Source organism: Sphingobium fluviale, from assembly GCF_004122115.1.
Taxonomy (GTDB): Bacteria; Pseudomonadota; Alphaproteobacteria; order Sphingomonadales; family Sphingomonadaceae; genus Sphingobium; species Sphingobium fluviale.
This window is the reverse complement of sequence record NZ_SBKP01000002.1, coordinates 50,599-62,331: the sequence shown is the minus strand read 5'-3', so window position 1 is coordinate 62,331 and position 11,733 is coordinate 50,599. Positions and strand designations below refer to the sequence as shown.

13 protein-coding genes are annotated in these 11,733 nt (G+C 60.4%); 3 read left to right on the top strand and 10 right to left on the bottom strand.

Features of this window, described 5'->3' with window-relative positions; all coding sequences use genetic code 11:
- Nucleotides 1-23: 23 nt before the first annotated feature.
- Nucleotides 24-956, bottom strand: coding sequence for a DMT family transporter (locus EQG66_RS02720; protein WP_129403017.1), 933 nt, complete (start codon nt 954-956; stop codon nt 24-26).
- Nucleotides 953-1,747, bottom strand: a complete 795-nt coding sequence (locus EQG66_RS02715) for an NTP transferase domain-containing protein (RefSeq protein WP_129403016.1) — start codon at nt 1,745-1,747, stop codon at nt 953-955. Before EQG66_RS02715 ends, EQG66_RS02720 begins: the two co-directional genes overlap by 4 nt.
- Before the next feature lie 80 nt (nt 1,748-1,827).
- Between EQG66_RS02715 and EQG66_RS02710 the strand changes: the two genes are divergently transcribed.
- A complete protein-coding gene (locus tag EQG66_RS02710) occupies nt 1,828-2,109 on the top strand; it encodes a DUF3297 family protein (RefSeq protein WP_129403015.1) in 282 nt (93 codons plus the stop codon).
- On the opposite strand, the gene recF is transcribed toward EQG66_RS02710, so the two are convergent.
- Complete coding sequence (recF, locus tag EQG66_RS02705) at nt 2,096-3,163, bottom strand: DNA replication/repair protein RecF (protein WP_129403014.1); 1,068 nt, start codon at nt 3,161-3,163, stop codon at nt 2,096-2,098. The two genes, EQG66_RS02710 and recF, sit on opposite strands and share 14 nt — an antisense overlap.
- A gap of 14 nt (nt 3,164-3,177) precedes the next feature.
- Nucleotides 3,178-4,170 carry a 50S ribosomal protein L11 methyltransferase gene (locus EQG66_RS02700; RefSeq protein ID WP_181951773.1) on the bottom strand — a complete coding sequence of 331 codons (993 nt, stop codon included), beginning with the start codon at nt 4,168-4,170 and terminating at the stop codon, nt 3,178-3,180.
- A gap of 146 nt (nt 4,171-4,316) precedes the next feature.
- Between EQG66_RS02700 and EQG66_RS02695 the strand changes: the two genes are divergently transcribed.
- Nucleotides 4,317-4,787 carry an RNA pyrophosphohydrolase gene (locus tag EQG66_RS02695; RefSeq protein WP_129403012.1) on the top strand — a complete coding sequence of 157 codons (471 nt, stop codon included), beginning with the start codon at nt 4,317-4,319 and terminating at the stop codon, nt 4,785-4,787.
- A gap of 33 nt (nt 4,788-4,820) precedes the next feature.
- Complete coding sequence (locus EQG66_RS02690; protein ID WP_129403011.1) at nt 4,821-5,291, top strand: RidA family protein; 471 nt, start codon at nt 4,821-4,823, stop codon at nt 5,289-5,291.
- Nucleotides 5,292-5,353: 62 nt separating this feature from the next.
- Here EQG66_RS02690 and EQG66_RS02685 read toward each other — a convergent pair whose 3' ends face one another.
- From EQG66_RS02685 to mnmG, 6 genes are all read right to left on the bottom strand, one after another.
- Nucleotides 5,354-6,646, bottom strand: coding sequence for a dicarboxylate/amino acid:cation symporter (locus EQG66_RS02685; RefSeq protein ID WP_245987809.1), 1,293 nt, complete (start codon nt 6,644-6,646; stop codon nt 5,354-5,356).
- Nucleotides 6,647-6,744: 98 nt separating this feature from the next.
- On the bottom strand, nt 6,745-7,326 hold the full coding sequence (locus EQG66_RS02680; protein WP_129403010.1) for a nitroreductase family protein: 582 nt from the start codon (nt 7,324-7,326) through the stop codon (nt 6,745-6,747).
- Between the two features lie 66 nt (nt 7,327-7,392).
- Nucleotides 7,393-8,367, bottom strand: a complete 975-nt coding sequence (locus EQG66_RS02675) for a ParB/RepB/Spo0J family partition protein (RefSeq protein ID WP_129403009.1) — start codon at nt 8,365-8,367, stop codon at nt 7,393-7,395.
- A 26-nt stretch (nt 8,368-8,393) separates the two neighbouring features.
- Entirely contained in the window at nt 8,394-9,185 is a 792-nt protein-coding gene (locus tag EQG66_RS02670; RefSeq protein WP_129403008.1) for a ParA family protein, read from the bottom strand.
- Nucleotides 9,182-9,853 (bottom strand): 16S rRNA (guanine(527)-N(7))-methyltransferase RsmG, encoded by a 672-nt coding sequence (rsmG, locus tag EQG66_RS02665; RefSeq protein WP_129403007.1) that lies wholly within the window; start codon nt 9,851-9,853, stop codon nt 9,182-9,184. The genes EQG66_RS02670 and rsmG overlap by 4 nt, the downstream gene beginning before the upstream one ends.
- Nucleotides 9,850-11,700: a tRNA uridine-5-carboxymethylaminomethyl(34) synthesis enzyme MnmG gene (gene mnmG / locus EQG66_RS02660; RefSeq protein ID WP_129403006.1), complete on the bottom strand. Its 1,851-nt coding sequence runs from the start codon at nt 11,698-11,700 to the stop codon at nt 9,850-9,852. The genes rsmG and mnmG overlap by 4 nt, the downstream gene beginning before the upstream one ends.
- Nucleotides 11,701-11,733 lie beyond the last annotated feature (33 nt).

The following is an 11,733-nucleotide window of genomic DNA, read 5'->3' as shown; positions in this document are numbered from 1 at the left end:
TCCGTCAAGAGTCGACTCGGCTGTCAGGCCGATTCCGCTTCAGTTGGGTGCGCAATCTCCGGCTTTTCGCGCGCCGCAATCAAGCATGCAATCACGATTAGCGCTACACCCGCCAGCACTGGCACGGTCGGCACCTCGGAAAATATCAACCAGCCAAATAGCGTTGCCCACAGGAAAGCGCTATATTCCAACGGGATGAGCTTGCTTGCTGAGGCGCGGGCATAGGCAGCGGAAAGAGCAATCTGCGAACACACCGTCAGCACTGCCGCACCCGTAATCGTCAGCGCGCTATCCGTTATCTCCATCGGCGCTGAGACCAGCCATGGCGCGAACGGCAGCAGCAGCGCCAGCACCAAGAGATTCTGGAAAAATGCCACCTCTATCACGCCTGCCACCTGCGCCTGCCGCCGCTGAATGAGCAGGTTCAGGGCAAACAGCACCGCTGAAGCCAGCGCCGCCCCCGCTCCCCACAGGGCATCTGCGGAGTACACAGCGCTCAGGCGGCCACTCACTATGATAACGACGCCGATAGTACCCATGATCGCGGCCCAGATGGCGTGACGGCTCACCCGCTCGCCCAAAAGCACCGGGACCAGCGCCAAAGCTATGATCGGGGCGATGAAGGAGAGGCCTATCGCTTCAGCAACCGGCAGCTTGGTCAAGGCCCAGAAAAACAACCATGCCATCGGCGCGATCAGTAATGCGCGCAAAACATGCAGCCGCATTACGTTCCGGGGCGGCCAACGGTTGCGCGTTACTATCATGCCCGCACCGCTAATCACGCTCGCCAGCAGGCTGCGCCACAATAGCGCTACATAAGTGCCCAGCGCCAGCGCCGCACTTTTCATCAGCACATCCATCAGCGCGAACATGGCGACCCCACTCAGGCACAATGCCACGGCAAACCATGCAGCGCGCTTCGCTGTGCGGGGTTCTGCCCCACAGGTCACATTCATGGTCCGCCCCTGCGCGCCAGTATCCGCTCGATCAGCGTGACATCTTCCGGCTTGTCCGCGTCAATACAGGCTTCCGCGAACGGCAGAGGCACCACCCGCGCGTTCACGCCCAGCGCCCTGCCTGCCCGCGCGATCCCCGCATGGATGCTCAACACCCGCAGCCCCGCGCCCAGCAGCAGCAGCGGCCCCAGCGCAAGAGCGATTTTCCAGCCCTTTTTTCGATCCTGCTCGATTGCGCGCCATTTCTGTAGCGCATGTTTGGCATTGACTCCGCCCAGCCAGAAAAGATTGGCGCCAGACCATGCTCCCCCGCGCGATTTCAACCATGTGCGGCGGGATTCGGGATAAGCACGCATCAAGGTGGTCCGCTCCACCATTCCGGCGGCAATATCGGCATCCCCCACCCCTGCCAAGAAGGCGTCGATTACCCTGGCATCAAGCAGAACATTATCGGCCGTCGTCACCAATACGGGCAACGAATCCGGCTCAGATTCCATCCATTCGAGCAGGGACTGGCTGATCCCTGCTCCACTGGCGTAGAGAGTGATGGCTGCGTGTTTTGCCATCCAGGCCGTTTGAGGATCAGCAACAAGCTCCTCCGGCTGCTGCGCCATAACGATGATACGGCCGATGCGCGGATGGGCGATAAGAGCCCGCGCGACATAATCGATCATCGGCCGCCCACTAATCGGGACCAATGCCTTCCATGCAATTCCTGCTGCGCTGGCCAGCGGATCGGCGCCAGGCCTGCTGCCTGCCAATAATATCGCCGTCAGGCTCCTGTCATTCACGTATGCGGCACTCCTCTCTGCTCCCTTAGCCCGCGATAGGGAGTTGATAAAGCTGCGCTTGCATATTAGGCGCGTAAGCCATGACTGAGACAGACACCCCCACAGCCGCGCCGCAGGGCGATACCCCGCCAGACCGGCTTTCCGTCAACGCCAACAGTCCCTTTTTCGACGTGGAGGTGCTGAAACGCGGCATCGGTATCCGCTTTAAGGACCGGGTGCGCAATGATGTCGAGGAATATTGCATTTCCGAAGGCTGGATACGGGTCGCCGCCGGAAAATCGAGGGATCGGCATGGCAATCCGCTGACCATCAAGCTCAGCGGCCCGGTCGAGGCGTGGTTCGAGGACGTCAAACAGGGCTGATACGTCCTTCGGCAACATGGAGCCTGCTCGCCACGCCGATACCGTCAAACAGCGCTGCCTCGGTCCCAGTCATCCAGATCTGACTGCCCTTCTCGCCAAGTAAACCGAACAACGCGAGCCGCCGTGCCGGGTCGAGATGCGCGGCAACCTCATCGAGTAATAACACCGGTGGCCTGCCTCGTTCCGCACCAACCAGAGCGGCATGGGCGAGTATAATCGAAAGAAGCAGTGCTTTCTGCTCCCCCGTGGAACAGAGCGCAGCGGCCTGACCCTTCTCCTGATGAGTTACCAGGAGATCAGAGCGGTGCGGACCGACAAGCGCGCGCCCGGCGGCGGAATCGCGGCGGCGGCTCTCGCGCAGGGCGGTATCGAGCGGGCGCTCGTCTCCCTCCCAAGCTGACAGCGCCAGCAGTGGCCGCGCGAATACGCCTTCCGATTGCGCCGCCAAAGCCTCAGCTAGCCGCCCGACCAGCGCAAAGCGGGCCGCATGCACCGCCGCGCCATGCTCCGCCATCTGCGCCTCCAGCGCACCGAGCCATTGTTCATCCCACGCGCGGTTGTGGTCAGCCAGCAATTTGTTGCGTGCACGCATGGCCGCCTCGTAGCGGGTTGAATGCACTGCATGGGCAGGCTCCAGTGCCAGAGTCAGCCGGTCGAGAAAGCGCCGGCGCTCGCCTGCGCCGTCCATAAAAAGGCGGTCCATAGCGGGCGTAAGCCAGACAATGGCAAGATGTTCCGCCAGTGCTGAGGCGGCATGCGCCACGCCTCCGATCCGTATCTGTCGACGCTCTGGCGCATCAGCAATCGTTCCTGTGCCCAGCGTGACTCCATCGACCTGTCCGGCCACGCCGAACCCGCCGGGTCCGTCCTGCCGCGCCATACGCGAAAGCGCCGCACCACGCAGCCCGCGGCCCGGCACCAATAGCGACACAGCCTCCAATATATTGGTCTTGCCCGCGCCATTATCACCTGTGAGCACCACAAACGGAGCGCTCGGCACAATGAGCGCGTCTTCATGATTGCGGAAATCACGCAGAGTCAGGCGGGAGAGCATGCGCGTTGCCCGCGCTACCAGCTACCGAAGCCGGGCGCCTCGCCATGTGCGCCAAAGTCTGCGCGACGCGGACGCTTCCAGCCAATAGCAGGGCGCTTGCGCAACCGCAGCGTCGGCCAGTGGCGCCCCTGGGTGTCGTCGGCCTCGATACGGTCCACCAGCCGCAGTCCCTGTGCCCTGTACGCGTACGTCACGGCGTCGGCCTGTTCGTCTAGCAGCCCTGCAAGGATAAGCGTGCCGCCCTCGGCCAATATCGCGCATAAAGCTGGCGCCAACTCGATCAACGGACCCGCAAGGATATTGGCGATCACCAGTTCATAGGGCGCGCGCGCCTGAATCAGGGGGTGATCTACCCCTGGCGCGGCACATAGCGCCAGTTCCCCGCGCCCAAAGCCAAGTGCTACGCCGTTAAGCGCGGCATTCTGCGCGCTGACGTCCACCGCAGCCGGGTCTATATCTGATGCGGTGGCATAAGCGCGCGGCCAGAGATGCAGCGCGGCAAAGGCCAGCAAGCCGGTGCCGGTGCCGATGTCCGCGATCGCGCCGAAGCGCTCGCCGATGTTGCGGCAGCGATCGAGCATGGCGAGGCAGCCGCTTGTCGTCTGGTGCTGGCCAGTGCCAAAAGCCCGCCCAGCTGGGATGAGTAACGGCACCAGCCCGCCCGGCACCATATCTTCCGCCCGGTTGCGCACATGAAAGCGCCCCGCGACGACCGGCTCCATCCCCTGCTGGCTGATTGACACCCAATCCTCGTCTGGCAGGCGCTCCAGCTGCGGTTTGGCATCCGCAGCACTCGGCAGCATAGACTGCACCAGCTTTATCGTCGCGCGCGCTGGCTTTCCCTCGAAATAGGCGTGCAGCTGCCAGCGCGATGGGTTGTCTTCCTCCGCTTCGCTTGTCATTAGCGCGGGAGGCGGCTCAAGCAGCGCGAGCGCACCCATGTCGTCGGTGATCGCCTCCGCCTCGGCGCGGGTGCAGGGCAGGGTCAGTTTCCAGCTTTGGGCCATGCAAGCCGCATTCCATGCTATTGTCTGCCCGTCAAGCTGTGTGCACCGCAACAAACGCATGGACGCGCTTGCTGCTGCCCCGTATCATACCTACATAGGCGTGCCGTGTTGTGCGGCTTTGTTTTATATCGCGGATTACTAAATTCATGCCCCACACCCTCCCCTATCGCCCCTGTGTCGGGATGATGCTCGTCAATATGGACGGCCTTGTATTCGTGGGCCAGCGGCTCGATAGCAAGGTCGAGGCGTGGCAGATGCCACAGGGCGGCATAGACGATGGCGAAGACCCGCGTGAAACAGCCTATCGCGAGCTGGCGGAGGAGACCGGTATCGTTGCCGATCTGGTCAGCATCATCGCGGAAAGCAAGGATGAGCATTATTACGACCTGCCCGAAGAACTGATCGGCCAGATCTGGGGCGGGAAATATCGCGGTCAGCGCCAGACCTGGTTCCTGATGCGCTTTCACGGCACCGATGGTGACGTGAATATCGCAACCAAACATCAGGAGTTCCGCGACTGGAACTGGGTGAAGCCGGATGACTTGCCGGAATTGATTGTTCCCTTCAAACGCAAGCTCTACCGCGATATTCTCGCCGAGTTCGCGCACCTGATCTGACCCAACCCATCCCGCATCCAAGGAAAATCATGCATGAGCCTGATTGAAGATCGTCTGACGCACCTCGGCATTACATTACCGCCCGCGCCGGCGCCCGCCGCCAATTATGTGCCCGCCGTGCGCACGGGCAATTTGGTCGTGATATCCGGGCAGGTCTGCTTTGGCGCGGATGGCATGTTGGCGGACCGGCACAAGGGCAAGCTAGGTGCTGGCATGTCTGACGAGGCGGGCAAGGAGGCAGCCCGGCTGTGCGCCCTCAACCTCATTGCACAGCTGAAAGCCGTGGTGGGTGATCTCGACACGATAACACGCTGTGTGCGGCTGGGCGGGTTCATTAACGCCGCGCCGGATTATACACCGCTACCTGCGATCATGAACGGCGCGTCTGACCTCATGGTCGAGATATTTGGCGAGGCGGGCCGCCATGCGCGCTCCACAGTGGGCGTCGCGGTATTACCGTTCGATTGCGCGGTCGAGGTAGAGGGGATGTTCGAGGTCGCCTAGAGCGCACTGCTTAAGGCAGATCGCTTGTGGGTCAAATCCCTCGCTTGACCATCACGGATACTCTAAGCGGAGGAGTCGGCGCTGTGTGCGCTGATGACTTGCGCGGCGACCAGATCTCCCACCACATTCAATGTGGTGCGGCACATATCGAGCAGCCTGTCCACACCCAAGACTAGCCCGATGCCTTCAGGCGGCACACCTATCGTGCCCAGTATCAGCGCGATAACCGGCAAGGATCCTGCCGGAACCCCCGCCGTACCAATGCCGCCCAGAATACAGATCAACATCACGGTAAGCTGCTGGCCGAGGGTGAGGTCTACACTGAAGAATTGCGCGAGGAAAATCACGGTGACGCCCTCGAACATCGCCGTGCCGTTCTGGTTGGCCGTGGCGCCGATGGTAAGCACGAAGCGCGCAATCGGGCGCGGCAATTTGAGCTTCTCGTCTGCCACCCTCAGCGAGGTAGGCAGCGTGGCGTTGGAAGACGCGGTGGCGAAGGCCATGACACTCGCCTCCTGCGTCTCGCGAAAGAATGCGAGCGGGTTCTTGCGGCCCAAAATTGCAAGCAATGCAGGAAACACGCCAAACATTTGAAGTGACAACGCCAGAAGCACCACGCCGACATAGGCCGACAGCCGAACAATCAGATCCCAGCCGAACAGCGCAGCCAGATTGAACATGAAACAGAAGATCGCCAGCGGGGCCATGCGGATCACAAGGCCAATCAGCCGCATCGCGATCTCGAACACGCCTTCGATGCCGGATTTCAACACATGAGTGCGCGTGGAATCGGTGAGTAAAAAACCGATCCCAAACATCAGCGCGAAGAACATTACGGCAAGAATGTCATTCTCGCTCATAGCGTGGATGAAGTTATTCGGCACGATCTCGACGAGCGCCTGAATTCCGGTTTTCGATTCACCCGCATGCTCGACAATGGCCTTCGCATTATCACCCGATGAGGCGAGCAATGCCTGCGCTGTTGCGGGATCAACACCTGAACCGGGCTGGAGAATATTCACCACTGCGAGGCTTATCGCCACCGAAATCGCCGAAACAAAAATGGTATAGACAAGGGTGCGCACCCCGACGGAGCGCAGCGCCCGTATCTGCTGCATCTCGGCCACACCAACAATCAACGCAGAAACCAGCAGCGGGATGACCAACATGAAGAGCAGCCGCAGGAAGATCTGGCCGATCGGGCCTGTCACATTGGCCGCTATCCATCCGATCCACGGCGCATCTCCTGCCAGCGTATAGGCCACAAGCCCGGCAAGGAGACCGATAACAAATCCGCCGAACATCCAGTATTGCAGGCGGTTGTCGGTCGCTTCATGAACTGCGTTCTCCGCCATACTGCATCCTTCTGCCGCGTATTTCCTATATTTTATACCGCATGCTACATATAACATGGGTATTCGTAGCATTGACTACGAATAAAGAACTTTGTCTTTCAACTCGGAAATTCGCCGGCAAACAGGCTGTCAGTCAATAGCCGCCGACCACTGGGCACCTCACGTTCGCGCAGCTCATCAGATAGCTGTGCCGCATCTCCCGGATAACCCAAAGCGATTGCCGCTTCCATACGAAAGCCCTCAGGCAGATTAACCGCTTTGGCCGCTGCCTCAAAATCTAAGCCTGTCATGCCATGCGTAATGAGGCCCATACTGTGTGCCTGTAGCGCCATAGCCATCCATGCTGCGCCACAATCGAAGCTATGGCTGTGCGATGGCTTTTTTTCGCCATAAGCCTCCATAATCGTATCGGATACTATAAAAATGAGAGCAGAGGCATTGCACGCCCAACTCTGGTTAAACGGGATCAGCGCGCCCAAAAACGCTTCCCAGTGCGCATCGCCTCGCAGCGCATAAACAAAGCGCCAGGGCTGATAATTAAAGCTGGAAGGCGCCCATCGCGCGGCCTCCAGCACACTGAAGAAAACCTCCTCATCAATCGGCCGCGGGTCAAAGGCACGAGGCGACCAGCGATCAAGCATCATTGGCAGTATCGGATGGCCTGCCTTACGATCTGTCATGTTCAGTCCTTGTATGATGGAGGAAAAAGATGAGTGGATCGCATCACTGAACGACCCTGTAATGGCTCAGATTGCCTCGCCAGAAAGGCGCTGACACAGCATATCAAGCTGATCGAGTGTCGAATAGCGGAGAGTCAGCGCGCCTGAGCCTGTAGCGGCATGATCGATCGAGACTTTCACGCCAATAAGATCGGCCAGATGCTGCTCCAGCGCCACAATATCGGCATCGCGCCCGGCACCACCAGAAGTGCCGCGCGATTTTTGCGCACGCGCTTCTTCCGCCGCTGCGCCACGTCCCTTAGCCTGTTGCGCCAGCTTCTCGACCTGCCGAACGGACAACCCGCGCTCTATGATCTGGCGAGCAAGCTGCGCCGCTCCTTCCACGCCAATCAGGGCGCGCGCATGCCCCATGCCCAGTTGCCCCCCACGCACGGCCTCCAGCACCGAAGCGGGCAGATCGAGCAACCGCATAAGGTTCGCCACATGGCTGCGCGATTTACCAACCAGCTTGCCCAGCGCCTCCTGACTATGGCCAAACTGCGCAATGAGGCGGGAACAGGCTTCCGCCTCCTCGACCGGGTTCAGATCCTGCCGCTGGATATTCTCGATAAGCGCGATTTCCAACGTTTCGGCATCAGACAAGGCGCGAACAATAGCCGGAATCTGATGCAGTCGCGCCCGCTGTGCCGCACGCCAACGGCGTTCACCCGCTACGAGTTGATACCGCCCTGGCTCCATCTCGCGCACGAGAATGGGTTGTATCACCCCACGCTGAGCGATGCTGTCAGTCAGCTCCTGCAATGCCGCCTCATCGAATGTACGGCGGGGTTGATCTGGATGAGGGGAAATGGATGCGATATCAAGGTGATATACGGTTCTTCCGGCAGGAACCGCTACACCTCCCTCCACGCGTCCGCCGCCAGCAGACTCTTCTCCATGTGCCTCGCCCAGCAGGGCCGACAGGCCTCGACCAAGGCCGCGAGGGCGGCTTTGCGCCTTGGCCTTCTCGTTTCCAGCACCACCCGCATTACCATCCGTCATTAGGCCGGCCTCCCCTTCCACCCCACTCATGCCGCCATCTCCGGCCGGGGTTCGGGCTGAGGCAGGCGGCCGATCAGCTCCCGCGCCAATTGCATATAGGCCTCAGAGCCGGAGCAACGATGGTCATAGATCAGCGCGGGCAAGCCATGGCTAGGCGCTTCGGAAAGCCGCACATTGCGGGGAATCACAGTCTCGAACACCAGCTTGCCGAGGCAGGCGCGCACATCATCCGCTACCTGATCGGTCAGGCGATTGCGCCTGTCATACATCGTCAGCGCAACACCCATGATCGAGAGATCAGAATTGAACCGGCCCCTGATCCGTTCCACCGTAGTCAGCAGTTGCGACAGACCTTCAAGCGCAAAAAATTCACATTGCAGCGGCACCAGCAGGGATTGGGCGGCGACCATTGCATTGACCGTCAACAGCCCAAGCGACGGCGGGCAATCAACAAGGCAGATGTCCCATTGCTCCTGCGCAGCATCCAGTGCATTTTTAAGGCGATGCGTGCGCTCAGCCACATCTATCAGCTCGATCTCCGCGCCCGAAAGATCCTGCGTCGCGGCAATAATATCGAGCAGCGGCACGCGGGTATGAATGACCGCCTCGGCCACTGTCGCCTCGCCTAACAGCAGATCATAGCTCGAATATTCCCGCGCCGCATGGCCAATGCCAAGGCCCGTAGAAGCATTGCCTTGCGGATCAAGATCTATCAGCAGGGTGCGCATGCCGGTAGCGGCGAGCGCAGTCGCCAGATTAATCGCGGTCGTGGTTTTGCCCACTCCACCTTTTTGATTGGCGATTGCGATCCGAATCATGCCCTGCCGCCTGCCTTCCCGGTTTTGACGCCATGCCGCCGCTGTTGCCGCACATGGCTGAGCCTCAGTATCGCGCTGTCTGGCGCGGTCACACTAGGTTGCGCGCTTGCTTCACAATGCCATAGGCTCTGGGCGATAGCCAACTCATTCTGATGATTTTGTCCCTTGGGCAGCAACCAAATTGTGGAAAACTCCGCAAGATGTATCGCTGATGGGATCAAGCGCTCGATTGGTGCATAAGCGCGAGCGCTGATGATGGTGGCAGGAGGCACCACGTTCGCCCGCTCTGCCTTGCCGCAGAAAACCCGTGCATTACCGAGGCCCAGCGCCGCTATTACTGCTTCCAGAAACTCTGCGCGCCTGCGCCGCATCTCTATCATCAGCACGTCATAGCTTGAAAGGACGGCGACGATGATAGCCGGCAACCCCGCACCTGAACCAAGGTCCACCCATAAATCACCTGCCTTGCCAGGCGGTGCGTGGAGCAAGAGCTGTGCGCTGTCTACAACATGCCGCGCCCAAACCTCATCGCGCGTTGAGTCGGCAATTAGATTCTGCCGCTCGCTTTCATCCAGAAGCATAGTGACATAAGCCTCTAGCAGTGCCCATGTTTCACGTGAAACATCGAACCGGTCCTGAAGCCAGGCACGCGCCTCCTCCTCGGTCATGCCGCCTGCTTGCGTTTGAGATGAACCATGATAGCGGCCAATGCAGCAGGGGTGATGCCGCCAACCCGCGCCGCCGCTGCCAGCGTATCGGGCCGCGCCAAGCCCAGCCGCTCACGCATTTCCAGAGAAAGGCCACCTACGGCACCATAGTCAAAATTCTGCGGGATTCGTATCTTCTCATGACGGCGTAACTCCGCCACATCAGACTCCTGCCGCTCAAGATAGGGCGCATAGCGCGCGTCCTCCAATATCTCATCGCGCAGTGCCACAGCCGCACCAGCCAGCGCGGGCGAAAGCCCTGCCACCACCTCAGCCAGTTCCGGGAAACGCGCCCATTCATACAAGGTCCGACGCGACCCATCCTGTCGCACTTCTCCGCCAGCTTTCGCAATCTGAGCTGAGCTGTATGGAGCCGCCAATTCCGCCATAATCGCCACCCGCATATTCTGTCGTTGATCGAACCATGCGCGACGCTCATCACTTACCAGCCCCAGGCTCACACCCAGATCCGTCAACCGTGATGACGCATTATCGGCTCTTAGTCGTAACCGATACTCTGCGCGCGCAGTCAGCATCCGGTATGGTTCGGTAACTCCGTGCAGGATGAGATCGTCAATCATAACTCCGATATAGCTTTCGGCCCGATCAGGCAGAAGAGATTCCAGGCCCAGCGCATAGGCCGCCGCGTTCGCTCCTGCGACAAGACCCTGCGCCGCCGCCTCCTCATAACCCGTTGTGCCATTCAACTGCCCTGCGCAAAACAGGCCCGGCATCGCCATTAGGCCCAGCTCGCGAGTAAGCGCGCGGGGATCAATATAGTCATATTCCACCGCATATCCCGGCACGACCATTTCCACCCGCTCCAGCCCGGCCATAGAGCGCACCATAGCGCGCTGCACATCCGCAGGAAGCGAAGTGCTGATACCGTTGGGGTAGACGAGATGGGTCGACAAACCCTCCGGCTCCAGAAAAATCTGATGCCCATCGCGATCGCCGAAGCGGTGGATCTTGTCTTCAATGGATGGGCAATAGCGCGGCCCACGCCCCTCGATGGCCCCGCTAAATAACGGCGAGCGATCCAGACCGCCTCGAATGATGTCATGCGTCTGTTCATTCGTCCGGGTTATCGCACAGGAAAGCTGGGGGTTTATGCGCCCACGGCTCAGCGCCCCCATCGTCCAACCCTCTGCATCAGACGGCTGCTCCTGCAACGCGGCCCAGTCGATACTACGCCCGTCAAGACGCGGCGGGGTGCCAGTTTTGAGCCGGCCCAATGGCAATCCCAACGCACGCAGACGTTGTCCCAGATCCGTCGCCGCGCGCTCCTCGATCCGGCCACCAGTGAAGTTCTCTTCCCCACGGAACAGCTTGCCGCCCAGAAACGTGCCTGTCGCAAGCACCACTGCCCGCGCGCGAATAACACTGCCGTCGGCCAAAGTTGCGCCAGACAACTTTCCATCAGGCACCCATAGGTCAACCACTTCAGCCGCAATAGCTGTCAGGCCCTGTTGTGCTCGCATCTGCTGTTGGACCGAGGCGCGGAACAACGCCCGGTCCGCCTGCACACGCGGCCCTTGCACGGCCCGGCCCTTGCTGGCGTTGAGCATGCGATGGTGGATCGCGGCATCGTCCGCCGCGCGCGCGATGATGCCATCCAGCGCATCAACCTCTCGCACCAGATGACCCTTGCCCAAGCCGCCAATCGCAGGATTGCATGACATCGCCCCGATCTGGTCTTGGTCGAAGGTGACTAGCGCCGTACGCGCGCCACGACGCGCTGCAGCCGCAGCAGCCTCGCATCCGGCATGGCCGCCGCCGACTATGACAACATCAAAATCATCCTGCATTTCGCGGCTATAGTCGAGCTGAGGAGTGGGGTC